The sequence below is a fragment of the Dyella telluris genome, assembly GCF_014297575.1.
Classification (GTDB): domain Bacteria; phylum Pseudomonadota; class Gammaproteobacteria; order Xanthomonadales; family Rhodanobacteraceae; genus Dyella; species Dyella telluris.
The window spans coordinates 379211-403084 of sequence record NZ_CP060412.1 but is presented as its reverse complement, the minus strand read 5'-3'; the positions used below and the strand labels follow the sequence as shown (position 1 = coordinate 403084).

Annotated in this window: 23 protein-coding genes and 1 tRNA gene; 16 read left to right on the top strand and 8 right to left on the bottom strand. The window is 65.6% G+C overall.

Annotated features, from left to right (window positions below):
• Nucleotides 1-5: 5 nt before the first annotated feature.
• The 8 genes from modB (at nucleotide 6) to H8F01_RS01955 (ending at nucleotide 7065) form a co-directional block, all read left to right on the top strand.
• Complete coding sequence (gene modB / locus H8F01_RS01990) at nucleotides 6-689, top strand: molybdate ABC transporter permease subunit (protein ID WP_187057427.1); 684 nt, start codon at nucleotides 6-8, stop codon at nucleotides 687-689.
• Nucleotides 682-1767, top strand: a complete 1086-nt coding sequence (modC, locus tag H8F01_RS01985) for a molybdenum ABC transporter ATP-binding protein (protein WP_187057426.1) — start codon at nucleotides 682-684, stop codon at nucleotides 1765-1767. The genes modB and modC overlap by 8 nt, the downstream gene beginning before the upstream one ends.
• Before the next feature lie 54 nt (nucleotides 1768-1821).
• Complete coding sequence (locus H8F01_RS01980; RefSeq protein ID WP_187057425.1) at nucleotides 1822-3024, top strand: molybdopterin molybdotransferase MoeA; 1203 nt, start codon at nucleotides 1822-1824, stop codon at nucleotides 3022-3024.
• A 1-nt stretch (nucleotide 3025) separates the two neighbouring features.
• Entirely contained in the window at nucleotides 3026-4072 is a 1047-nt protein-coding gene (moaA, locus tag H8F01_RS01975; protein WP_187057424.1) for a GTP 3',8-cyclase MoaA, read from the top strand.
• 113 nt (nucleotides 4073-4185) lie between these two features.
• On the top strand, nucleotides 4186-4671 hold the full coding sequence (moaC, locus tag H8F01_RS01970; protein WP_187059101.1) for a cyclic pyranopterin monophosphate synthase MoaC: 486 nt from the start codon (nucleotides 4186-4188) through the stop codon (nucleotides 4669-4671).
• Nucleotides 4668-5267 carry an NTP transferase domain-containing protein gene (locus tag H8F01_RS01965; protein WP_187057423.1) on the top strand — a complete coding sequence of 200 codons (600 nt, stop codon included), beginning with the start codon at nucleotides 4668-4670 and terminating at the stop codon, nucleotides 5265-5267. The genes moaC and H8F01_RS01965 overlap by 4 nt, the downstream gene beginning before the upstream one ends.
• On the top strand, nucleotides 5264-5506 hold the full coding sequence (locus H8F01_RS01960; protein WP_187057422.1) for a MoaD/ThiS family protein: 243 nt from the start codon (nucleotides 5264-5266) through the stop codon (nucleotides 5504-5506). Before H8F01_RS01965 ends, H8F01_RS01960 begins: the two co-directional genes overlap by 4 nt.
• A complete protein-coding gene (locus tag H8F01_RS01955; RefSeq protein ID WP_187057421.1) occupies nucleotides 5503-7065 on the top strand; it encodes a ThiF family adenylyltransferase in 1563 nt (520 codons plus the stop codon). Before H8F01_RS01960 ends, H8F01_RS01955 begins: the two co-directional genes overlap by 4 nt.
• A gap of 79 nt (nucleotides 7066-7144) precedes the next feature.
• Here H8F01_RS01955 and H8F01_RS01950 read toward each other — a convergent pair.
• Nucleotides 7145-7229 (bottom strand) — tRNA-Leu (locus tag H8F01_RS01950).
• A 157-nt stretch (nucleotides 7230-7386) separates the two neighbouring features.
• Between H8F01_RS01950 and rnr the strand changes: the two genes are divergently transcribed.
• The 4 genes from rnr to sugE all read left to right on the top strand — a co-directional run bounded on the left by rnr (nucleotide 7387) and on the right by sugE (nucleotide 11507).
• Nucleotides 7387-10029 carry a ribonuclease R gene (rnr, locus tag H8F01_RS01945; protein WP_425490057.1) on the top strand — a complete coding sequence of 881 codons (2643 nt, stop codon included), beginning with the start codon at nucleotides 7387-7389 and terminating at the stop codon, nucleotides 10027-10029.
• Complete coding sequence (rlmB, locus tag H8F01_RS01940; protein WP_187057420.1) at nucleotides 10026-10772, top strand: 23S rRNA (guanosine(2251)-2'-O)-methyltransferase RlmB; 747 nt, start codon at nucleotides 10026-10028, stop codon at nucleotides 10770-10772. The genes rnr and rlmB overlap by 4 nt, the downstream gene beginning before the upstream one ends.
• Nucleotides 10769-11056, top strand: coding sequence for a CBU_0592 family membrane protein (locus H8F01_RS01935; RefSeq protein WP_187057419.1), 288 nt, complete (start codon nucleotides 10769-10771; stop codon nucleotides 11054-11056). Before rlmB ends, H8F01_RS01935 begins: the two co-directional genes overlap by 4 nt.
• 127 nt (nucleotides 11057-11183) lie before the next feature.
• Entirely contained in the window at nucleotides 11184-11507 is a 324-nt protein-coding gene (gene sugE / locus H8F01_RS01930; protein ID WP_187057418.1) for a quaternary ammonium compound efflux SMR transporter SugE, read from the top strand.
• Between the two features lie 95 nt (nucleotides 11508-11602).
• Here sugE and phoU read toward each other — a convergent pair whose 3' ends face one another.
• From phoU to rnt, 6 genes are all read right to left on the bottom strand, one after another.
• Nucleotides 11603-12337: a phosphate signaling complex protein PhoU gene (phoU, locus tag H8F01_RS01925; protein ID WP_187057417.1), complete on the bottom strand. Its 735-nt coding sequence runs from the start codon at nucleotides 12335-12337 to the stop codon at nucleotides 11603-11605.
• 87 nt (nucleotides 12338-12424) lie between these two features.
• Complete coding sequence (gene pstB, locus H8F01_RS01920; RefSeq protein ID WP_187057416.1) at nucleotides 12425-13240, bottom strand: phosphate ABC transporter ATP-binding protein PstB; 816 nt, start codon at nucleotides 13238-13240, stop codon at nucleotides 12425-12427.
• Nucleotides 13233-14108: a phosphate ABC transporter permease PstA gene (gene pstA / locus H8F01_RS01915; RefSeq protein ID WP_187057415.1), complete on the bottom strand. Its 876-nt coding sequence runs from the start codon at nucleotides 14106-14108 to the stop codon at nucleotides 13233-13235. Before pstA ends, pstB begins: the two co-directional genes overlap by 8 nt.
• Nucleotides 14108-15124, bottom strand: a complete 1017-nt coding sequence (gene pstC, locus H8F01_RS01910; RefSeq protein ID WP_222615711.1) for a phosphate ABC transporter permease subunit PstC — start codon at nucleotides 15122-15124, stop codon at nucleotides 14108-14110. Before pstC ends, pstA begins: the two co-directional genes overlap by 1 nt.
• Nucleotides 15125-15310: 186 nt before the next feature.
• Nucleotides 15311-16342 carry a phosphate ABC transporter substrate-binding protein PstS gene (gene pstS, locus H8F01_RS01905; protein WP_425490127.1) on the bottom strand — a complete coding sequence of 344 codons (1032 nt, stop codon included), beginning with the start codon at nucleotides 16340-16342 and terminating at the stop codon, nucleotides 15311-15313.
• 412 nt (nucleotides 16343-16754) lie between these two features.
• Nucleotides 16755-17414 carry a ribonuclease T gene (gene rnt, locus H8F01_RS01900; protein WP_187057413.1) on the bottom strand — a complete coding sequence of 220 codons (660 nt, stop codon included), beginning with the start codon at nucleotides 17412-17414 and terminating at the stop codon, nucleotides 16755-16757.
• 222 nt (nucleotides 17415-17636) lie between these two features.
• On the opposite strand from rnt, the gene H8F01_RS21765 reads away from it, so the two are divergent.
• The 4 genes from H8F01_RS21765 (at nucleotide 17637) to H8F01_RS01880 (ending at nucleotide 22274) form a co-directional block, all read left to right on the top strand.
• Complete coding sequence (locus tag H8F01_RS21765; protein WP_187057412.1) at nucleotides 17637-19277, top strand: prefoldin domain-containing protein; 1641 nt, start codon at nucleotides 17637-17639, stop codon at nucleotides 19275-19277.
• A 211-nt stretch (nucleotides 19278-19488) separates the two neighbouring features.
• Nucleotides 19489-19845: a hypothetical protein gene (locus H8F01_RS01890; RefSeq protein WP_187057411.1), complete on the top strand. Its 357-nt coding sequence runs from the start codon at nucleotides 19489-19491 to the stop codon at nucleotides 19843-19845.
• Nucleotides 19846-20064: 219 nt separating this feature from the next.
• Nucleotides 20065-20748: a carbonic anhydrase gene (locus H8F01_RS01885; protein WP_187057410.1), complete on the top strand. Its 684-nt coding sequence runs from the start codon at nucleotides 20065-20067 to the stop codon at nucleotides 20746-20748.
• A gap of 14 nt (nucleotides 20749-20762) precedes the next feature.
• Entirely contained in the window at nucleotides 20763-22274 is a 1512-nt protein-coding gene (locus tag H8F01_RS01880) for a SulP family inorganic anion transporter (protein WP_187057409.1), read from the top strand.
• Nucleotides 22275-22376: 102 nt separating this feature from the next.
• Here the strand turns inward: H8F01_RS01880 and H8F01_RS01875 are convergent, their stop codons facing one another.
• Nucleotides 22377-23870, bottom strand: a complete 1494-nt coding sequence (locus H8F01_RS01875; protein WP_187057408.1) for an efflux transporter outer membrane subunit — start codon at nucleotides 23868-23870, stop codon at nucleotides 22377-22379.
• Nucleotides 23871-23874: the final 4 nt, after the last annotated feature.

Below are 23874 nucleotides of genomic sequence, written 5' to 3'. Positions count from 1 at the left end.
CATCGATGGCCTTGCTGACTGAACCGGACATGGAGGCGCTCGGCTTGACCCTGCGGCTGGCGAGTACGGTCACTGTGCTCTTGTTGCTGCTGGGCATGCCGCTGGCCTGGTGGCTGGCGCATACGCGGTCGCGCTGGCGGCGCCCGCTGGCTGCCGTGGTGGCCTTGCCGCTGGTGCTGCCACCTACGGTGCTGGGTTTCTACCTGCTCATGTTGCTGGGCCCCAACGGCGTGGTGGGTCGGACCATGGCGGCGCTGGGGCTGGCGGCGCTGCCATTTACCTTCAAGGGGCTGGTGGTTGCCTCCATGATCTATTCGCTGCCGTTCGTGGTGCAGCCGCTGCACAATGCCTTCGAATCCGTGGGCAGGCGCCCGCTGGAAGTGGCGGCCTGCCTGCGCGCCGGCCCGCTGGATCGCTTCTTCAGTGTCGCCTTGCCGCTGGCGTGGCCGGGCGTCCTCACGGCGGCCGTGCTGGGTTTCGCTCATACGGTGGGCGAGTTCGGCGTGGTGCTGATGATTGGCGGCAATATCCCCGGCCAGACGCGCGTGCTTTCCATGCGCATCTATGACCACGTGCAGGCGGGGGAATACCACCAGGCGAACGTGCTCTCGCTGTGCCTGCTGGTGGTTTCATTCGCGGCCTTGCTCGCCATGTCGCTGTTGCGCACGCGCAGGCAGGCGCATGACTGAGTCGCACGGGCTGGAGGCCAAGCTCACCTGGCGGCGTGGCGCGCTGGCGTTCGAGATCGACCTGAGCCTGCCGGCGCAGGGCATTACCGCCTTGTTCGGGCCGTCGGGCGCCGGCAAGACCAGTTGCCTGCGTGCCGTGGCAGGTCTTGAGCGCGATGCTGTCGGGCGGGTGAGCTTCGGGTCGGCGGTGTGGCAGGACACCCTGCATCGCGCGTTCGTGCCGCCGCATCAGCGCCGCATCGGCTATGTGTTCCAGGAGCCTGGCCTGTTCACCCACCTCAACGTGGCGGGCAACCTGGACTTCGGTTTTCGCCGCGCGGGGCGGCCTGCCCATCTGGATCGCGAGGGCCTGATCGACCGCTTCGGCCTGCGCGCCTTGCTGGCGCGCCACGTCGATACCTTGTCCGGCGGCGAACGGCAGCGCGTGTCGATGGTGCGGGCGCTGCTGTCCGATCCCGCACTGCTGTTGTTCGACGAACCCCTTTCAGCCCTCGACGGCACGGCCCGCACCGATCTTTTGGGCAGCCTGGAAGCCCTGCATGACACGCTGCGGGTACCGATGATCTACGTCAGCCACAACGTGGATGAAGTGGCTCGCCTGGCGGATCACCTGGTGCTGATGGAAGCCGGGCACGTGGTCGCACAGGGCTCGCTGCAGGACACGTTGACCCGGCTGGACCTGCCGCCGGCGCTGGGCGAGGCCATGGGCGCGGTGATCGATGGCCAGGTGGTGGACTATGACGCACACGACCAACTGATTGCGCTGGAGTTCGCGGGTGGGCGGCTATGGTTGCCTTATCGCCACGAAACGGTCGGCCAGCGCTTGCGCTGCCGCATCGGCGCGCGGGACGTGGTGCTGACCACAACCCCGCACGAAGGCACCAGCGCACTCAACCAGTTGCCATGCCGTATTGTCGCCGTGGCCGACGCCGACCATCCTTCCCAGGTGCTCGTGCAACTGGATGTGGGCGGCAGCATCCTGCTGGCGCGCGTCACCCGGCGTTCCTGGCACGCGCTGGCGCTTGCGCCGGGCGGCACGGCCTGGGCACAGGTGAAGGCCGTTGCGCTGGGGCTTTGACGGGCGCGCTATGCTGCGTGGCGTGCAGCCTTTTTCCCTTGCATGGCAGGGACCATGAGCGAATTGATCAGCGTCAGTCAGGCGGAAGCCTTGATCGCCGAACATATGCCTTCGTTTGGCAGTGAGCGCGTGCGTCTGGACGATGCAGCAGGGCGGGTACTGCGGCAATCCGTGCATGCGGAGCACGACCATCCGCCCTTTGACCGCGTGATGATGGATGGCATTGCCACCCTCTGGTCGGAGACCTTGCCGCAGCGCCTGCACGTGGCCGGGGCGCAGATGGCCGGCATGCGACGGCAGTCGTTGTCCGGTGAGGGCGACTGCCTGGAAGTCACCACGGGTGCCATGCTGCCGCACGGCAGTGATTGCGTGATTCCGGTGGAGCAGGTGCGCCGCGACGGCGACGACTATGTGCTGGGCGACGACTGCCATCCGTTCGCCGGGCAGTTCATTCACCGCCGCGGTTCCGATTGCGTGCAGGGCGCGCGCCTGCTGTCGCCGGGCATGCGGCTGGGCCCGGCCGAAATGGCCTTGCTGGCAGCCAACGGCGTGGCGAACGTGGAAGTGGCATCCGTGCCTTCGGTGGCCATCGTGTCCACCGGCGACGAACTGGTGGATGTCGGTGCGGCGTTGGGTGAAGGCCAGATCCGCCGTTCCAACGACACTGCCGTGCGCACCGCATTGCGCATGGATGGTTTCGACCGCGTGGCGATGGAGCACATCGTGGACGACGAAGCGGCCACTCGCGAGCGCATCGCCGCGTTGCTGGAGCGGCACGACGTATTGCTGCTCTCCGGTGGCGTGTCGATGGGCCAGCGTGATTACGTGCCGGCCGCGCTGGCCGCGCAGGGGGTGCGCAAGGTGTTCCACCGGATCGCACAGAAGCCGGGCAAGCCGATGTGGTTCGGCATTGGCCCGCGCGGGCAGGCGGTGTTCGCCTTGCCCGGCAACCCGGTATCGGCGCTGGTGTGTGCCACGCGCTATGCGAGACCCGCCTTGCTGGCGGCGCAGGGCATGGCTGCACCGGTCAGGGAGCTGGTCAGCCTGAGCGAGGCGGTGGACGCCAACCCCTCGCTGGCCAGTTTTCTCCCCGCCCGCGTGGAAAGCGACGCTTCAGGTCGCCTGGTCGCCTATCCGGTACCTTCACGCACGTCGGGTGATTTTTCTTCCCTGCCACGTACGCAGGGATTCGTGCAGTTGCCGCCGGGGCAGGGCAAGGCGCCCGCCGGTACGGTGGCGGCCTTCTACCGGTGGTGAGATGAACGCAATCGATGCCCTCAACGAGACTGCCGCGCTGCCGGTCGACCATTGGAGTCGGCCGCTGCACGACCTGCGCATCTCGGTGATGGATCGCTGCAATTTCCGTTGCCCGTACTGCATGCCGGAGTCGACGTACGGCGAGCACTTCACCTTCCTGCGCAACGACGAGCGGCTGAGCTTCGATGAGATCGAACGGCTGTGCCGGCTGGCTGCGCCGCTGGGCGTCAGCAAGCTTCGCCTGACCGGTGGCGAGCCCCTGCTGCGTCCTCATCTGGCCGAGCTGATAAACCGCCTGCGCCGGATCGAAGGCATTACCGATCTCGCCCTGACCACCAACGGCGTATTGATGTCGCGCCACGCCGCCGAACTGCGCGACGCAGGGCTGGACCGCGTCACCATCAGCCTGGATACGCTCGATCCTGCGCTGTTCCATCGCATGAGCGGTGGCCGTGGTGCGCTGGACGATGTGCTTGCGGGTATCGAGGCCGCCCAGGCGGCCGGCTTCCCCCATGGCGTGAAGCTCAACACCGTGGTGCAGCGGGGCGTCAACGAGCACACGGTGCTGGATCTGGTCGAACGCTTTCGCGGCAGCGGCATCGTGGTGCGCTTCATCGAATACATGGACGTGGGCAACCGCAACGACTGGCGCCCGCAGGCCGTGGTGCCGTCGGCGGAACTGGTGAAGCTGATCCATGAACGCTGGCCGCTGCGCGCCGTGCCGCCGAAGTACCCGGGCGAGGTCGCCACGCGCTACCGCTTCGAGGACGGCACCGGCGAGATCGGCACCATTTCGTCGATCAGCCAGCCGTTCTGCGGCGGCTGCACGCGCGCGCGTCTTTCCTCGGAGGGCGTGCTCTACACCTGCCTGTTCGCCAACCAGGGCACTGACCTGCGCATGCTGCTGCGAGACGGGGCCGGCGACGAGGAGATCAGCCAACTGCTGCGGGATACTTGGCTGCGCCGCCGCGACCGTTACAGCGAGGAGCGCGCCGAACGCCACGGCAGGGTCGTCCGCAAGATCGAAATGCACTATATCGGCGGATAAATCGGGCCCGGCGCTGTCCTGCAGGGCCTTTTAGACAGATCCTTGATTTCCCCCCGCCTGCGCCGGGTCGATAATGCCCCCAGGCGTTTTACCCGGAGTGACGCGTGACCTCGATGTCCACCCAGCTTTCCCACGTCGATGACCAGCAGCAGCCTCGCATGGTGGATGTCGGGGCCAAGGCCGTGACCCGCCGTACGGCACAGGCGCGCGCCCGGGTTACCTTCCCGGCGGAGGTGGCACAACGCCTGCACGAGGCCGGTTACGTCACGCCCAAGGGCGCCGTGCTCACCGTGGCGCAGGTTGCCGGCGTGATGGGTGCCAAGGCGACCTCGCAGCTGATTCCGCTGTGCCACCCGCTGGCCATCGACCAATGCGACATCGCCATCCACATGGAGGGCGTGGACGCGCTGGTCGATTGCACGGTGTCCTGCAGCGGGCGCACCGGCGTGGAGATGGAAGCACTGACCGGCGCCAGCGTGGCCGCACTCACCATCTACGACATGTGCAAAGCGATGTCTCACGACATCGTGATCGGCGAGATCCGGCTGGTATCCAAGACCGGCGGCAAAAGCGACTTCGGCACCGTGGAGACCGCATGAGTCAGGCACCTACTCCGTTGTACGGCTTGCTGCTGAGTGGCGGCGCCAGCCAGCGCATGCGCCAGGACAAGGCCATACTTGCCTATCGCGGCGAACCCCAGCTGCTGCGTGCATGGCGCCTGCTGGAGGCGGTGACCGAACGTGCCTTTGTTTCCGTGCGCGACAGCCAGCGTGATGACCCGCTGCGTGCCGGCCTGCCGCAGATCGTGGACACCTATGATGCCATCGGCCCCGCTGCCGGCATCCTTTCCGCACAGGCTCGACACCCTGACGCGGCGTGGCTGGTGCTGGCGTGCGACCTGCCGCTGCTGGACAGCGGCACGCTGCGCCAATTGATCGATGCACGCGACCCGCAGGCCGATGCCACCGTGTTCACCAGCAACCACGACGGCCTGCCGGAGCCGCTCTGTGCGATATGGGAACCGTCCAGCCATGCGCGGCTGCTGCAGCGCTATCAGGATGGCAGCTACTGCCCGCGCAAGGCACTCATCCAGTCCCGCATCAAGCTGCTGCCCGCGCCCGGCGATGCGCTGGACAACGTGAACACCCCCGAGGAGCGCGAAGCCATGCAACAACGCCTGGAGTCATTGGCATGACGGTGGTGAATCTTCAGTACTACGCGCAGCTGCGCGAGCAAGCCGGCGTAAGCGGCGAACAGGTGGTCACATCGGCAACGTCCTTGCGCGACCTCTATGAAGAACTGCGCGCCACGCACGGGTTCTCGCTGATGGCCGATGCCTTGAAGGTCGCCGTGAATACCCAGTTCAGCCCGTGGGATCGCGCGCTGAGCGACGGTGACACCATCGTCTTCATTCCACCGGTGGCCGGCGGATGAGCCACTTCGAACTCTCTGCTGTACCGGTTGACCTGGCGGCCCAGCGCGAGCGGCTGCGCCACGCGTCCAGTGGCGGTTACTGCGCGTTCGAGGGCTGGGTGCGCAACAGCAACGAAGGTCGCGAAGTCGACGGGCTTTCCTACGAAGCCTATGCCGAGCTGGCGATGGTCGAAGGTGATCGCATCGTGGCCGAGGCCATCGAACGCTACGGCGTCACCGATGCACGCTGCGTGCATCGCACGGGTGACCTGAAGATCGGCGACATGGCGGTATGGGTCGGCGCATCCGCGCCGCATCGCGACGAAGCGTTCCGCGCCTGCCGCTACATCATCGACGAGATCAAGCATCGCCTGCCGATCTGGAAAAAAGAGCACTACGTCACCGGCGAGTCGGACTGGGTGGCCTGCACGCATGTCTATCGCGAGCACGAACACGAAGGTCACCACCACCATCACGATCATCAGCACCACGCACACGTGGAACCCTTCGTTCCCGATTACTCGCGGCAGATGCGCCTGCGGGAAGTGGGTGAGGCGGGGCAGGCGAAGCTTTCCGCTTCGCGCGTGCTGGTGATCGGCGCGGGTGGGCTGGGCTGTCCGGTGATCAGCTATCTCGCGGGCGCGGGTGTAGGCACGCTGGGCATCGTGGACGGCGATCGTCTCGACGCCAGCAACCTGCACCGGCAGACGATGTACGACGCGCGCGATATTGGCGGCTACAAGGCCGAGCTGGCATCGCGCCGCGTGGCGGCGCTCAACCCGACCGTCCAGGTGCAGGCGTGGAAGGAACCGCTGAACGCGGGCAACGCAGTCGAAGTGTTCCGCCAGTTCGACCTGGTGGTGGAATGCACGGACGACATGCGCAGTCGCTATCTGAGCAGTGACGCGGCCGTGCTCAGTGGCACGCCGCTGATCCTTGCCAGCATCTACCAGTACGAAGGGCAGCTGCAGTTCATCGCCGCCCGGCCCGGCATGCCATGCCTGCGCTGCCTGTGGCCGCAGGAGCCCGCGCCGGAAGCCGTGGGCAGTTGCGTGCTCAATGGCGTGCTCGGGCCCGTGCCCGGCGTGCTGGGCGCCATGCAGGCCACCGAGGCGCTGAAGGTGCTGCTGGGGCTGCCGCAGCCCAACGCGCACGCGCTGTCGTTGGTGAACCTGATCGACCTGACCATTCAGCACCTGCCGATCGACGCAGCGCATGGCTGCGCCGAACGCGGTGGATGCATCGAGGTGGCGCGACAGGCGCTGGCCCGCTCCATCGAGGAAGACGACATCGACCTGGTGTTCGATCGCCTGGAAGATGCCGTGGCCGCCGGCTATCTCGTGGTGGACGTGCGCGAAGCGGAGGAGCTGGCCACTGACCCGATGCCGGTCATGGCGGTGTTGCACGTGCCGTCCGCGCAGGTGGGCGAGCGCGCGGTTGAATTCGCGGAAGGTCGTTACCTGCTGGTGTGCGCCAGCGGTCGCCGTAGCGGTCACGCCGCACGGCTGCTGCGCGGCGAAGGCATGCGCAGCGTGTATTCGCTGACGGGAGGACTCAACGCGCTGCGCGTGGCGGGATGACACGCGTGGCGAAACAGTCTGGCGATACGTAAATGCTGGAAACGAAAAAGCCCGCATCGCTGCGGGCTTCTTCTATAATTGGTGCCCAGGAGAGGACTCGAACCTCCACGGTTTTACCCGCTAGTACCTGAAACTAGTGCGTCTACCAATTCCGCCACCTGGGCAGGTGTCACGCTTCGCAAAGTGGTCTGCGTGAGCCGCGTAGATTAGGCATGTGTTGGTAGGTTGTCAACTATTCTTCACAAAAATTTTTTCCGGATCGCCTTTCGCGCGGTCCGGGTTCCCGATAAACCAGGCAAGAAACCAAGCAAAGGCAAGGAAGTGACCAAAAAGAAAGAACCGCGCAACAAGCAGGAAGCCACGCGGGGCCCGAAGCCGCCGAAGGGCGGCAATGCCCGTCCCAGGCGTGCGACGCTCGATCCGTCGCGACAGCGACCGGCCGTGGGCGTGCTGGATGATCCCCACGCCGAGCGTGAGGCACAGCGCTACGAGCGGCCCATCCCCAGCCGCGAGGCGATCCTCGCGCTGCTCGAAGAGCGTGGCGAACTATTGACCGAGGCCCGCATTGCCGAAGCGCTGTCTCTGCATGACGAATACGAACTCAATGCCCTGCGCAAGCGACTGGGCGCGATGGTGCGCGACGGCCAGCTGCTGCTGGGGCGTCGTGGCGGCTATGCGCCGGCGCAGAAGCTGGACCTGATCCAGGGCGTGGTGCTGGCCAATGCCGAGGGCTACGGCTTCCTGCGCCCGGATGGCGGCGGCGACGACCTCTATCTTTCCCCCCAGCAGATGCGCGCCGTGCTGCACGGTGACCGCGTGCTCGCCAGCGTGGTCGGCATCGACCGCCGTGGCCGCAAACAGGGCGCCATCGTCGAAGTGCTGCAGCGACGCTCGCCGCGGCTGGTGGGGCGCGTGGTGATCGAGAACGGCGTGACCCTGGTCGCCCCGGACGATCGCCGCGTGCATCAAGACGTGATGATCGTGCCCGGCAAGGACATGGGCGCGCGCTCCGGCCAGATCGTGGTGGCCGAGATCACCGACCCGCCGACGCCGCACCGCGGCCCGCTGGGCGCCATCCGCGCCGTACTGGGCGAGCGCCTGCAGCCGTCGTTGCTGGTGGAAATGGCCATCGCCAGTCACGACCTGCCGCACGACTGGCCCGACGCGGTGACGCGCGATGCCGCGCAGGTTGAGCCGCAGGTCACCGCCGAGGAGCGCGAGGGCAGGGTGGATCTGCGCGCGCTGCCGCTGGTGACCATCGACGGTGCCGACGCACGCGACTTCGACGATGCGGTGTACGCCGAACCCAAGCGTGGCGGCGGCTACCGGCTAGTAGTAGCCATCGCCGACGTGTCGCACTACGTCAAGGTGGGCTCCGCGCTGGACAAGGAAGCCTTCGAGCGCAGCACCTCCACCTATTTCCCGGGCTTCGTCGTGCCGATGCTGCCGGAGACGCTTTCCAACGGCATCTGCTCGTTGAACCCCAAGGTTGAACGCCTGTGCATGGTGTGCGACATGGTGGTCGACGCGCAGGGCGAGGTGACCAAGTCCAAGTTCTACAACGCGGTGATGCGCTCCCACGCGCGCCTCACCTACGACCGCGTGTGGCAGGCCATTGGCCTCAACGATGCGGACGCGCGCCACGAGCTGGCTGACGTGCTGCCGCAGGTCGAGCACCTGCACGGCCTCTACAAGCTCATGGCGGAGCAGCGCAAGCGCCGCGGTGCCATCGACTTCGAAACGCCCGAGGTGAAGTTCCGCCTCGACCAGCGCGGCGAAGTGGAATCGGCTGGCGCCACCGAACGCAACGACGCGCACAAGCTGATCGAGGAATGCATGATCGCCGCCAACGTGCAGGCGGCACTGTTCCTGGAAAAGAAGAAGATCCCGGCGCTGTTCCGTGCCCACGAACCGCCGCCGGCCGAGAAGTACGAAGACCTGCAGCAGTTCCTGCGCGAGTTCAAGCTGCGCATGCCGCCGGTGGAGGAGGTGACGCCGGGCGACTACGCGGACATCCTGCGGCTGGTGCACGATCGCCCCGAGCGCGAGCTGATCCAGTCCGTGCTGCTGCGTTCGCAGAGCATGGCGGCCTACCAGCCCGACAACCGCGGCCATTTCGGCCTGGCGCTGGAGGCGTACGCGCACTTTACCTCGCCGATCCGCCGCTATCCGGACCTGCTGGTGCATCGCGCGATCCGCTATGCCCTCACGGGTGGCAAACCGTCCGCCTACAACTACAGCGCCAGCGAAATGGCGGCCATGGCCGTGCATTGCTCGCAGCGCGAGCGCCGTGCAGAAGAAGCCGAGCGCGACGTGGACGAGCGCTTCAAGTGCGCGTGGATGTCCAAGCACGTGGGCAGCGAGTTCGACGGCACCGTTACCGGCGTCACTTCGTTCGGCCTGTTCGTGGAGCTGGACGACTCGAAGGTGTCGGGCCTGGTGCACATCAGCCAGCTCTCGAACGACTACTACCACTTCGACCCGGTGCGTCACCTGCTGAAGGGCGAGCGCAGCGGCATGCAGTTCCGCCTGGGCGACCACGTGCGCATCCAGGTGCTGCGCGCCAGCCTGGAAGACCGCAAGATCGACTTCCGCCTGGTGGCGCCGCGCAAGGAAGGCGGTTTCGTGCCGCCGCGTACCGAGCGTCGCTATGACTATGCCGCGGCCGGCGAGCGTTATTCGCTGCCCAAGACCCGCAAGGACAGCAGCAAGGGGACGGAACGCCCTGCGGCGCGCGATAATGCCGGCCCCGCGGTGTCCCTGCCGCCATTGCCCCCCATCGAACGCAAGGCTGCCACGGGTGGCAAGGCCAAGGTAAGCGCCAGCCCGTTCTCCAAGGCGAAGGCCGCTGCCAAGGAAGCCTTCGGCAAGGTCAAGCGCGCGGCTACGGGCAAGAAGGCCAAGGCAGCGGACAAGGTCACCGCACACGTCAAGAAAGCTGGAAAGAAGAAGAGCAAACGATGAGTGACAGTTGGATCGTCGGTATCAACCCCGTCGAGGGCGCGCTGAGCAATGACGCGTCGCGCGTACGTGAGGTGCTGGTCGAGCAGGGCCAGCGCAACGCGCGCGTGCAGGAGCTGGCGACGCGGGCCAAGGCCCTGAACATCCCCGTGCATCACCGTCCACGTGATGAGCTGGATCGCGTCTCGGGCGAGGCACGGCATCAGGGCGTGGTGGCGCGTTACGAGGCACCGCCGATGGGCTCGGAGAACGATATTGAGCGCCTGCTCGAAGCGGCCGGCCAGAATGCACTGGTGCTGGTGCTGGATGGCGTGACCGACCCGCACAACCTCGGCGCATGCCTGCGTAGCGCGGCAGCGGCTGGTGCGACCATGGTCATCGTGCCGAAGGATCGTGCTGTCGGCCTGACGCCGGTGGTGCGGCGTGCTTCGGCCGGTGGCGCGGATCGCGTGCCGTTGATCGCCGCCACCAACCTCGCGCGTGCGCTGCGCACGCTCAAGGACGCCGGCGTATGGATCACCGGGTTGGCCGGTGATACGGACACCTCGATCTACAGCATCGACATGTGCGGCCCGGTGGCCCTGGTGCTGGGCAGCGAAGGCGAGGGCATGCGTCGCCTGACGCGCGAAACCTGTGATTTCGTGGCGCAGATCCCCATGCCGGGCGTCATGGAGAGCCTGAATGTGTCCGTGGCCACGGGCATCGTCCTGTTCGAGGCATTGCGACAAAGGAGTGAGAAGCGATGACATTCTTGTGGCATGACTGGGCCGGCTACATCGGCGTGGCACTGGTGCTGTTGGCCTTCCTGCTGCTGCAAGCCCACAAGCTTCACGGCAACGGCCTGGCGTACCAGCTGATGAACGTGCTGGGCGCGCTGGGCGTGATCCTGTCGCTGGTGTTTGGCACGGCGATGAACTGGCCGGCGTTCCTGATGCAGGTGGCCTGGGTCATCATCGGTGTCTACGGCATCGTGCATTCGCGCCGTGCACGCCGCGATGCGCGCGAGCTGGGCAGCAAGATCGCCTCCTGACACGGGGTTCAGGCGGCATCCGTAAAATGGCTGGACTGGTCCCGCAACGGGGCCAGTCTGCGGGGACGACCCCGTCAGCATCCGTTTCCGCGGGGACGACCCTGCTCTTCTTCCAGAGGAGTGCGTCATGCCCTGGATCTATCTCGTACTCGCCGGCCTGCTCGAAATCGTGTGGGCGGTGGGGCTCAAGTACACCGAAGGTTTCACCCGCCTGTGGCCCAGCGTGATCACGGGCTCGGCCATGACGGCCAGTGTCGTATTGCTGGCCATGGCGGTGAAGACGTTGCCCATTGGCACCGCCTACGCGATCTGGACGGGCATCGGTGCGGTGGGTGCCGTCATTCTCGGCATCGTACTGTTCGGCGATTCGGCCTCGCCCTTGCAGCTGGCCTGCGTGGGGCTGGTGGTGCTGGGCATGGTGGGGCTGAAGCTCGCCGGCGGCGCGCACTAAACCGGGATTCTCCATCGGTAGGAGCGCACTTGTGCGCGACCGCGGCGCCGAGGCAGCACCGGTCGCGCACAAGTGCGCTCCTACAGGAGGCTTTGTCAGTCCTGCTTGTGACCGAGCTTGGTCGGTTCCGGATTCGAGGTGAAATCGCGCTTGGCGCGCTGGGCGGTCAGCGGCTCGCCGTTCACCTGGTACCAGATGCTTTCGGCGATGTTGGTGGCGTGGTCGCCGATGCGCTCGATGTTCTTGGCCATGAACAGCAGGTGCGTGCACGGCGTGATGTTGCGCGGGTCTTCCATCATGTAGGTGAGCAGCTGGCGGAAGTAGCCGGTATAGGCTTCGTCCAGCTCTGCGTCTTCCTTCCACACCTGGTAGGCGCGCTCGGCATCACGGTCGCGATAGGCCATCAGCACGTCACGCACTTCCTTCGCGGCCAGTTCGGCCAGATAGCCCAGGCCGTTGGTCGGTGCAATGGGGGCGACCATGGACAGCGGGATGGAGCGCTTGGCCACGTTGGCGGCGTAGTCGCCGATGCGTTCGATGTCGGCCGCGATGCGCAGCGCCGCGAACACGTTGCGCAGGTCGCCGGCGATGGGCGCGCGCAGCGCCAGCAGGCGCACCACGTCGTGGCTGATTTCCTGCTCCAGCAGGTCGATGGCGTCGTCGTTGCTGACCACGTGCTGCGCGGCGCGCTCGTCACGGCGGTCGATCACGTCGATGGCTGCTTCCAGCTGGCTCACCGCAAGCTCGCCCATGCGGACGATTTCGCCGGTGAGGCGGGTCAGCTCGTCGTCGTAGCTCTTGATGATGTGTTCTTTGCTGCTGCCGCTCATGGGGGATTCCCTATCAGTGGAAGGTGAGGTTCCGTGACCCCTCACCCTAGCCCTCTCCCCGGAGAGGAGAGGGAATAGCGTGTCGTTTTAGCCGAAGCGACCGGTGATGTAATCCTCGGTCTGCTTCTTGCCGGGCTTGGTGAAGATCTGCTCGGTGCGGTCGAACTCGATCAGCTCGCCCAGGTACATGAAGGCGGTGAGGTCCGAGCAACGGGCTGCCTGCTGCATGTTATGGGTGACGATGACGATGGTGTACTCGCTCTTGAGCTCTTCCACCAGCTGCTCGATGCGGCCGGTGGCGATCGGATCGAGCGCCGAGGTCGGTTCGTCCAGCAGCAGCACTTCGGGCTTCAGCGCGATACCGCGCGCAATGCAAAGTCGCTGCTGCTGGCCGCCGGAAAGACCCAGCGCGCTCTGCTTGAGCTTGTCCTTCACTTCGTCCCACAGCGCGGCGCTGCGCAGCGCCTGCTCCACGCGGATGTCCATGTCGGCGCGCGAGAGCTTCTCGTGGTGGCGGATGCCGTAGGCCACGTTCTCGAAGATGGTCATCGGGAACGGCACCGGCTTCTGGAACACCATGCCGACCTTGCTGCGCAGGCGGTTCATGGAGTAACGCGAATCGAGGATGTTCTCCTCGTCCAGGATGATCTCGCCCTTGGCTTCCAGCTTGGGGTAGATCGCGTAGATGCGGTTGAAGATGCGCAGCAGGGTGGACTTGCCGCAACCGGACGGGCCGATGATGGCCGTCACCTTCTTCTCCGGGATATCCATGTTGATGCCTTTCAGCGCATGGAAACCGTTGTAGTAGAAGTGCAGGTCGCGCACCTTCAGCTTGGTGGGCGCGATGGGGGCAGGCGTGGCCGCAGACTGCGGGTGGATGCCGGCGGCGGCGGACTCAGTCATGGGACACCTTGTTACGGGAAAGGACCAGACGGGAAGCAAGGCTCAGCAACAGCACGAACATGGTCAGCACGAACGCACCGGCCCACGCGATGGCATGCAGGCCTTCGCCCGGATCGTTGGCGTACTGGTAGATCATCTGGGGCAGGCTGGACATCTTGTCCGACGGGTTGAGCGTCATGTAGTTGTTGCCGAACGCGGTGAACAGCAGCGGGGCGGTTTCACCGCTGATGCGTGCCAGCGCCAGCAGCACGCCGGTGATGATGCCCGAGCGTGCGGCGCGGATCAGGATCTGCGTGGTGAGCTTCCACTGCGGAATGCCCAGCGACAGCGAGGCTTCGCGCAGCGTGGAGGGGACCAGGCGGAGCATTTCGTCCGACGTGCGCACGATCACCGGTAGCGCGATCAGCGCCAGTGCCACGCCACCGGCCCAGCCGGAGAACGTGGTGGAGCCGCTGGTCAGTGCGGTGGAGGGCAGCACGACGATGGTGTAGACGAACAGGCCCAGCACGATCGACGGCGCCGACAGCAGGATATCGTTGAGGAATCGGATCGACTCGCCCAGCTTGGTGCCGTTGGCGTATTCAGCCAGCCAGGTGCCAGCCAGCACGCCGATCGGCGTGGCGATGACAATGCCGATCAGGTTGACGATCAGGCTGCCGACCATCGCGTTGGCCAGGCCACCGTCTTCGCCATACGCGGTGATCTTGGTGAACAGCTGCGGCTTGAGGGCGCTCACGCCCTGGCGCAGTGTTTCCCACAGGATCCACGCGAGGAAGATCAGGCCGATCAGCGTGGCCAGCACGCTGAGCGACAACGCCACGATGTTCTTGATGCGGCGGCGGGTATAGAGCATGGAGTTGCCGGCCATCAGCGACCCTCCTTGTGGGCGAGCTGGCGCAGCATCCAGCGCGCGATCAGCAGGACGAAGAAGGTCACCACGAACAGCAGGAAGGCCAGCGCCATCAGCGTGGACTTCTGCAGGCCCGCCGCTTCACTGAACTGGTTGGCGATGGTGGAGGCGATGGATGCGCCCGGATCAAGGATCGAGGGCGACAGCTGCATGGCGTTGCCAAGCACGAAGGTCACCGCCATGGTCTCGCCCAGCGCGCGGCCCAGGCCGAGGAAGATGCCGCCGATCACCGCCGAGCGGGTATAGGGCAGCACGATGTCCCACGAGACTTCCCACGTGCTGGAGCCCAGCGCATACGCCGACTCCTTCAGGCGCGTGGGCACCGTCTGGAACACTTCGCGCATCACCGAGGAAATGAACGGGATGATCATCACCGCCAGCACGATGCCGGCGGTAAGGATGCTGGCGCCGAACGGATAGTCGCTGCCGAACAGCTTGCCCAGGAAGGTGTGCTGCGCCACCCACGACAGCTTGCCGTCGTCCGGCTTGTTGCCAAGGTAGTTGGTCAGCCACGGCTTGATGTGGTCGGCGAAGAAGGGCGCGAAGATGAAAAGGCCCCACATACCGTAGATGATCGACGGGATGCCCGCGAGCAGTTCGATGGCCGAGGCCACCGGCGTGCGCAGCCACGGCGGCGCCACTTCGGAAAGGTACAGCGCCACGCCGAAGCTCACCGGCACGGCAATGATCAGCGCGATCAACGAGGTCATCAGCGTGCCGTACACCGGCACCAGCGCGCCGTAGGTATCCGAACCCGGATCCCAGGTAGCGCTGACGAGGAAGTGCCAGCCAAACGTGCCGAAAGCATGTCGGCCGCCCCAGAGCGTGGCACCGGCGGCGCCAAGCAGGCAGGCCAGCACCAGCAGGGCACAGCCCTTGAGCAACCAGCTGAACAGGCGGTCGTGCCGGGCGTCGCGCTGGGCGCGCTGCTCCTGGGGCACGGTGGAGGCTACAGCGCCTACATTCGCTTGCATGTGCGGAGAATTCCTCGGCATTCAGGCCTGGCGGTTGCAAGCCGCCGGGATCAGGGAAGATGCGCCGGTTCCGGGCGCCTTTCAACAACAGGCCGCCCGAGGTTAGTCGGGCGGCCGTGGTCCTGCAGTCAGGTCACGAGGATAGATCTCGTCGGTTGCTGTTGCGTGACCGACGAGACGGGCACCTTAGTGCTTGTACTCGGTGCTCCAGTAAGCCTCGATCTTCTTGACCAAGGTGTCCGGCAGCGCCACGTAGTCGAGCGAGGCGGCGTCCTTCTGGCCGTTCTCGAGCGCCCACTTGAAGAACTCGAAAGCCACCTTGGTGTGCTCGGCGTTCTTAGGCTTCTTGTACATCACCACCCAGGTGGTCGCCGTGATCGGCCATGCCTGCGCACCGGAGGCGTTGGTCATGATCACGTTGAAGTCCTTGGCGCTACCCCAGTCGGCGGTGGCAGCGGCAGCGGCGAAGGCTTCGGCGCTCGGCGCGACAACCTGACCGGCGGCGTTCTTCAAGTTCACCCAGCTGATCTTGTTCTTCACGGCATAGGCGTACTCGACGTAGCCGATCGAACCGACGATCTGCTTGACGTACTGCGACACGCCTTCGTTGCCCTTGCCACCCACGCCGGTCGGCCACTCGACGGCCGTGCCGAACTTGACCTTGGCGGCCCAGTCCGGGCTGACCTTGGACAGGTAGTTGGTGAAGTTGAACGAGGTGCCCGAGCCGTCCGAACGATGCACGACGGTGATCTTCTTGGCCGGCAGGTTCACGCCAGCGTTCGCCGCGGCGATGCGCGGGTCGTTCCACATGGTGATCTTGCCGAGGAAGATGTCGGCGAGGGTGGCGCCGTCCAGCTTGACCTGGCCCGCTTCCACGCCCGGGATGTTCACCACCGGCACGATGCCGCCCACCACGACCGGGAACTGGCCCAGGCCGAACTGCGCGAGGTCTTCAGCCTTCACCGGCGCGTCGGTGGCGCCGAAGTCGATGGTGCCTTCCTTGATCTGCGCCACGCCGGCGCCCGAGCCGACGGACTGGTAATTGAGCTTGTTGCCGGTCTTCTCGGCGTAGCCCGCGGACCACTTCGAGAGCACCGGGTAGACGAAGCTCGAGCCGGCGCCGGTGATGTCGGTCGCCTGCGCGCCCATGGCGAACAGCGAGGCGGTGGCGAACACAGCCGCCGTGCCGATACGGGTCAAAGATTTGGTAGTGATCAACACGGTTGCTCCTTAGCGATAAGGGTCTCGGGGGATTCCCGCCCGCCGTTATTTCATGCGTGCCGTGTTGCAATGAAATGAGTTCAATGTTTCAGGGATATGACAGCTGACGGGTGGCTGTCATAAATCATTGATGGGACGAGGATTGCCGCGATGGGCGATCTGCCTGTCTGGCAGCCCCATCGATAGGTCCGGACTGTCGTCGAGTGCCCAAGGTCTTCGGCAGCCCGATGCTCCCTCAACGTCATTCCGGCGGAGGCCGGAATCCAGTGCCTTTGCTTTCAGGGTGACCTACTGAGCAAGAGCGAAAGGCACGAGATTCCGGCTTTCGCCGGAATGACGCTGGGGGGAATGCAGCACCAGAGGGGCAGGTGGGCGGCAACCCGATGGCCCATCCACGCCCGCGAGCCGCTTACAGCGACTCAATCCCGATCTGGTCCCGCTCGAATTCTTCCAGCCGGCGCCAGCGGTTGATGATGGTGCAGAACAACTCCGCGGTCCGCTCGGCGTCATAAATGGCGGAATGGGCCTCGCGCGTGTCGAACGGCAGGCCGGCGGCCTGCACGGCCTTGCTCAGCACGGTCTGGCCAAACGCCAGGCCGCTCAGGGTGGCGGTGTCGAAGCAGCTGAAAGGGTGGAACGGGTTGCGCTTGTGACCCACGCGGCGCACGGCCGCATTGAGAAAGCCCAGGTCGAACGCGGCGTTGTGGCCTACCAGGATGGCGCGCTGGCAATCCATGTCGCGCATGGCGTCGCGGATGGGCTTGAACACATGGTCCAGCGCCACGCGCTCGTCCAGCGCGCCTCGCAGCGGGTTGTCCGGGTCGATGCCGGTGATTTCCAGTGCGCGCGGGTCGATGTTGGCGCCGGGGAAGGGGTGGACGTGGGCGGCCACGGCCGGCATGGGCTGCAGGTAGCCCTCGGGCGTCATGCGCAGGATGACGGCGGCGACTTCCAGCAGGGCATCACGATCGGCGTCGAATCCGCCGGTTTCAACGTCCACGACAACCGGCAGAAAGCCCCGGAAGCGCTCGGCCATGCGGCCGGCCATGCTGTTGTTGAGGTTATCCATCCAGCAAGCATAGCAGCCGTGGCTATCAGTCCCTGCCGGCGCGACGTGTAAGCGAGTCGTTGCCATACGTGCGCGAACGCATGTCTTCGTTCTGTCACATAACGTCCATCTAACGGTAAAGCCCAAAGCCCATCCTGCCCTCCGATCGTGCTTGGACGGCCGGAGATCGAGGGATCAAAGGGGGCGGTCCAGGTGGTTCTTACCTACATGCGGAGAATATCCATGCGTTCCAAGTTGCTCGCGGTGGCCGTTGCTGCCGGTTTGGGCGTTACCAGCTTCCACGTCATGGCCGATCCGGCCCCGGCGAAGTCCACCTCCAAGACCACCAGCCAGTCGTCGCAGAGCGCCGAGATCGAGGCGCTGAAGGCCCAGTTGCAGGCCCTGCAGGCGAAGGTTGTGGAGCTTGAGCAGCGTACGGACGCTCAGTCGGACATCAACGTGTCCACTGGCCAGGCCGTCGAGACCGTGCAGAAGCAGGTGGCTGCCACCGACGCGCAGGTCAAGAAGTCCTCCGACAAGCTGGCCTACAAGGGCGTGAACATCACGCTTGGCGGCTTCCTCGCTGCCGAATCGATCTACCGCTCGGCCCAGGAAGGCGCGGACATCGCCTCCAACTACAGCGCGATTCCGTACAAGAACGTGCAGACCGCTCACATGAACGAGTTCCGCCTGTCCGCTCGCCAGAGCCGCCTGTCGGCCCTCGTGCAGGGTGACGTGGATCCGAACACCCATCTCGCCGGTTACGTCGAAATGGACTTCCTGGGTGGCGCCCAGACCGCGAACCAGAACGAGTCCAACTCGTTCAACCCGCGCATGCGCAACGTCTACATGACGGCTGACTGGGATACCTCGGGCCTGCACCTGCTGGCCGGCCAGAACTGGTCGCTGCTGACGCTCAACAGCAAGGGCATCACCCCGCGCACCGAGCTGACCCCGCCGCAGATCGACGCACAGTACATCCCGGGCTTCACCTGGGCGCGTCAGGCGCAGATCCGCCTGGTCAAGGATTGGGACAAGAAGTACTGGCTGGGTATCTCGCTGGAGAACCCGCAGACCACGTTCTACTCCAGCCCGAACCAGAGCAAGGCGCCGGTCCAGCAGACCGCTTACAACATCACCGCTGGCTCCGGTTACGACTCGGCCAACACGCTGTCGCTGAACCACATCCCGGACATCATCGTGAAGTTCGCGGCTGACCCGGGTTACGGCCATTACGAAGTGTTCGGCCTGGCTCGCGCCTTCTACAACCGCTACGCCGTCAACGGTTCGTACCAGAACCACGACACGTGGGGTGGTGGCTGGGGTGCCGCCATGGTGCTGCCGCTCATCGACAAGACCCTCGACTGGCAGCTCTCCGGCATGGACGGCAAGGGCATCGGCCGCTACGGCAGCGCCCAGCTCTCCGACGTGACCTTCAGCCCGAACGGCAACATCGCCCCGATCAAGGAAAACATGATACTGACGGGCCTGACCTGGCACGCCAACTCCGACGTGGACGTCTATCTGTTCGGCGGCCGCGAGCAGGCGAGCAAGAAGGACTTCACCGCGTGGAACAACGGTGTCGTCGCTCTGGGCTACGGCAACCCGGCTTACAACAACAGCCAGTGCGACATCGCCGGCGGCACCAGCTGCGTGGGCAATGCCAAGCAGATCTGGCAGGGCACGGCCGGCTTCTGGTGGAAGTTCTACCAGGGCAAGTTCGGCAAGATGCAGTTCGGTGCGCAGTACTCGTACACGCAGAAGGAAGCGTTCGCTGGCCAGGGCTTCATCAATGGCGTCAGCGGTCCGCTCGGCAACGGCCTTGCTTCGCCGAAGGCTACCGAGAACATGTTCTTCACCTCCTTCCGCTACTACCCGTTCTAAGCGGATCGGCGGTTCGGTTATCGCAAGGGAGTTCGACCCAGGGATGGAAAAACGGCGGGCATCAGCCCGCCGTTTTGCTTTTTGTGCGCGACGTCCCGCGTGAATGCAGGCGTCGCGAACATGAATATTTGCTGGCATGTTGGCGATGATGCGCAATTGATCTTCCGCAAAGTCTTGCGACAGTCATGCGCTTTCCGATAACGTCGACACCATGACTTCGCGTCTCCTCCGCTCCCGCTTTGCCGTATTCCTGGCGTTCCTGTTCGGCCTGCTTCTGCTGGTCGGCACGCCGGTGCGCCCGGTGCAGCTGTCGTCCGATGCGTCGGGCGACAAGGCGGTGGCGTCGCTGGTGCTCGCCGACGACGTCGCCGATACGGCGGCCGACGATGGCGATGCGTCTTCCCCGGAAGACACCAGTTCCACCAACGGCGGCATGGACGACATCCTCCATCCGTTCGACGTGGCTTATCTGTGGGTTCCGATGCCCACCCAGGCTCCTGCGTCCGTGTCGTACGACCTGAGCCTTCATGCGCCAGCGAGCCTGCTGCGCCCGCCCGAAGCCGTCTGATCCGCTGCCGCTTGTGCGGTAAGCATCTCCCTGCGCGCCTGCCTCCGGGCCTGTCGCGCCCGATGGTCCTGATCCTGAGCTGATCCCGTGCATGCGGTGCGCCTTGCGTGCCCGCACGTGGTCGCGGCCATCTGTTCCCTACGTTTTTCTCAACACGCCCTTGCCGGCGCGCGTCGCGCCGTGGGCGTTCGTATCCGATTTTTCATCTGGAGTATTCGCATGAAGCGTTTGATCGAAGGTTTCGAGCAGTTCCGCAACGATGTTTTCCCGGCCCAGCGCGAAGTGTTCCGCAAGCTGGCGGCGGGGCAGAGCCCCAGCACCATGTTCATCACCTGCGCCGATTCGCGCGTGATGCCGGAGCTGATGTTTTCCGCGCAGCCGGGCGAGCTGTTCGTCTATCGCAACATCGGCAACATCGTGCCGCCTTACGCGCAGCATGTGAGTGGCGTGGTGGCTGCCATCGAGTACGCGGTGAAAGTGCTCAAGGTGCGCCATGTGGTGATCTGCGGCCATTCCGATTGCGGCGCGATGAAGGCCTTGCAGCACCCGGACCTGGTGCAGGACATGCCGTCGGTGGCGGCATGGATGAAGCATGCGGACGTAGCGCGTTACGTCGTCGAGCAGAACGGCAGCGGCCTGCACGGAACCGAAGTGTTGCGTCGCCTGACGGAAGAAAACGTGGTCGGCCAGCTGGAACACCTGCGCACCTTGCCCGCCGTGGCTGCGGCGTTGGCCAGCGGGCAGCTGAGCATTCATGGCTGGGTCTATGACATCGAGCATGCCGAGCTGAAGGCTTTCGACGCGCAGCATGGCCGCTTCGTGCAGATCGAGCCGGGCAAGGGCGAGGTGCCCGAAGCCACGCCGCATGCGCGTTTCTCCTTGCCGACGGCGTCGGCTGCCTGAGGACCGCCGTCGTGATGAGCAACTACTTCAAGCAGGGTTTGTTCGGACGCGACCTGCTCGGCTCCATCGTGGTGTTCCTGGTGGCGCTGCCCTTGTGCATGGGCATCGCCATCGCGTCGGGCATGCCGCCGGCAGCGGGCCTGATCACCGGCATCGTGGGCGGCATCATCGTGGGCATGTTCGCGGGCTCGCCGTTGCAGGTGAGCGGCCCCGCAGCGGGCCTTGCCGTGCTGGTGTTCGAACTGGTGCGCGAGCATGGCGTGATGGCACTGGGCCCGGTGGTGCTGCTGGCTGGCCTGATCCAGGTGGCGGCCGGCTTGTGTCGCGTGGGCGTGTGGTTCCGCATGTGCTCGCCGGCGGTGGTGGCGGGCATGTTGTCGGGCATCGGCGTGTTGATCGTCGCCTCGCAGATGCATGTGCTGATGGATGCCTTGCCCAAGGCGCGTGGTCTGGAGAACTTCGCGGCGCTTCCGGGCGCGGTGATCGATGCAGTGCAGGGTGATGCCGGCAGCATGACGGCGCTGGGCGTGGGCGTGGCGACCATCGCCATCATGCTGGGCTGGGAAAAACTGCGTCCGGCCAAGCTGCGTTTCGTGCCGGGTGCGCTGTTGGCCGTGGTGACGTTGACGGCCGTGGTGCAGTTCGCGGGGCTGTCGGTGAAGACGGTGGACGTGCCTTCCAACTTGTTGTCCGCCGTGTCGCTGCCGAGCTTCGCCAATCTGGCGGGCCTGCTCGAGCCGTCGTTGATGATTGCGGCGCTGACGTTTGCCTTCATCGCCAGCGCGGAAACGCTGTTGTCGGCGGCAGCGGTGGACCGCATGCACGACGGTGCGCGCACCAACTACGACCGCGAGCTCACCGCGCAGGGTATCGGCAACACTATCTGCGGCCTGTTCGGCGCGCTGCCGATGACCGGCGTGATCGTGCGCAGTGCCGCCAACGTGCAGGCCGGGTCGGCCACGCGCATGGCGACCATCCTGCATGGCGGCTGGTTGTTGGTGTTTGCTTCGCTGTTGCCGTGGTTGATGCGCATGACGCCGGTGGCCTGCCTGGCCGGCATCCTGGTGTTCACCGGCATCAAGATGGTGAACTTCAAGCAGGTGAAGGCGCTGGCGCAGTACGGCAAGGGCACGGCGTGGATCTACGTGGCCACCACGGTTGCCATCGTCGCCACAGACCTGCTGGCCGGCGTGCTGATCGGTTTCGCGTTGTCGCTGTTCCGCCTGGCCTTGCATTCCGCGCGCCTGAAGGTGGACCTGGACCATCACGACGAACCGGGTTCGGCATCGCTGCGACTGGAAGGTTCGGCCACCTTCCTGCGCGTACCGTCCGTGGCACGCACGCTGGAACGCGTGCCGGCCAACACGCGCCTGCAACTGGAAGTGGATCGTCTGCATCACGTCGACCAGGCATGCCTGGAACTGCTGCGCGACTGGGGCAGAAACGCTTCGGCGCGCGGTTGCGAGCTGGTGGTGGACTGGCACCAACTCAACCAGCGCGTGGAAGGCGTGAGGCGAGCGGCATAGGGCCTCTCGCCATGAAAGGAGCCTCCTCGTGCCTCCCCTCCCTCTCCTCATGAGGGGCTCCTGAGATCCCCGGGCAGTCGCGACGGCGTAGGTACCGTCGCGTCAGCGGGCCTGGGGCGTGCTGTCGGCCACCGCACTGGCGGTGGTCGACAGCTGGGCTGACTGGGCGGAATCCCAGCCACCACCCAGTGCACGAATCAGATCAACACTCGCCTGCAGGCGCCGCGTACGTACCTGTTCTGCACTGCGCTCGGCCTGCAAGGCCGCGGTCTGCGCACTCACCACGTCGAGATAGTTGACGGCACCCTCGCGATAGCGATTGGTGGCGATGGTCTGCGAGTCGTGCGCCGCACTGGCGGCGTCATCCTGCTGATGGGCCTCCTTGCCCAACTGCTGCAGCAGCGTGAGGTTGTCTTCCACCTGCTGGAAGGCGCTGAGCACGATGCCGCGATAAAGGCCTGCCGATGCATCCAGGTTCGCCTGCGCGGCCTGCACCTTCGATTTGCGCAGGCCGCCGTCGAACAGCGTCATTGCCAGATCCGGCCCCAGTGCCCAGTAGCGGTTGCCCGCGCTGAGCAGATTGCCCATGCCGGTGTCCTGGAAGCCGAACACCGCCGACAGGCTCAGGCGCGGAAAAAAGGCCGCGCGCGCCACGCCGATTTCCGCATTGGCGGCAAACACGCGGCGCTCTGCGGCGGCGATATCCGGGCGACGTTCCAGCAGCTGTGTCGGCACGCCGAGCGGAATGGCGGGCACATCCATGGGCGCCTTGTCCGCAGGCAGCGTGAAGCGCGACGCCGACTGGCCCACCAGGGTGGCGATGGCGTGCTCCGTCAGCGCGCGTTGCGCGACGACTTCCGACACCTGCGCCTGCGCGTCGGAAAGCTGGGTCTTGGCGCGACTCACGTCCAGTCCCGAGGCGATGCCGCCCTGAAAGCGGCGCTCGGTCATGTCCAGGCCTTGCTGGTAAGCGTCCAGCGTGTCCTGCAGGATGCGTTCCTGCACGTCGTAGCCGCGCAGGGTGATGTACAGGTCGGCCAGCTGCGCTTCCAGGCTCAGCTTCACCGAGGCGAGATCCGCCTGCGCCGCCGTGGCGTTGGCCTTGCCTGCGGCGACTTCATTGCGCACGCGGCCCCACAGGTCCAGTTCGTAGCCCAGCCCGAAACCGAACGTGTTGGCGCTGTATTCGTTGGGCTGGTTGCTGCCGCGCAGGGGGCGGTTGTCGGACTGGCGATTGCGCGATGTGGATGCACCCACGCCCAGCGTGGGGTACAGATCCGAACGTGCTTCGCCGAGCAAGGCACGGGCCGCGTCGTAACGCGCCAGTGCCACGGCCAGACTGGGATTGGATTCGTCCAGCTGCTTTTCCAGCGTATCCAGCTGCGGGTTGGCGTAGACCGACCACCAGGGGCCGCGTGAGGCCATGTCCGCGGGATGCGCCGGCGACCACAGGCCATCGGCGGTCTGGCCGGCGTAGCTGTCAGGCACCGGGCCGACATCCGGTTTCTTGTAGGCAGGTGCGAGCGAACACGCCGGCAGCACAGCCACCAGGGCGAGTGGCAGCAGTCGACGCAACAGTGGCAGCTTGACGGTCATGGCA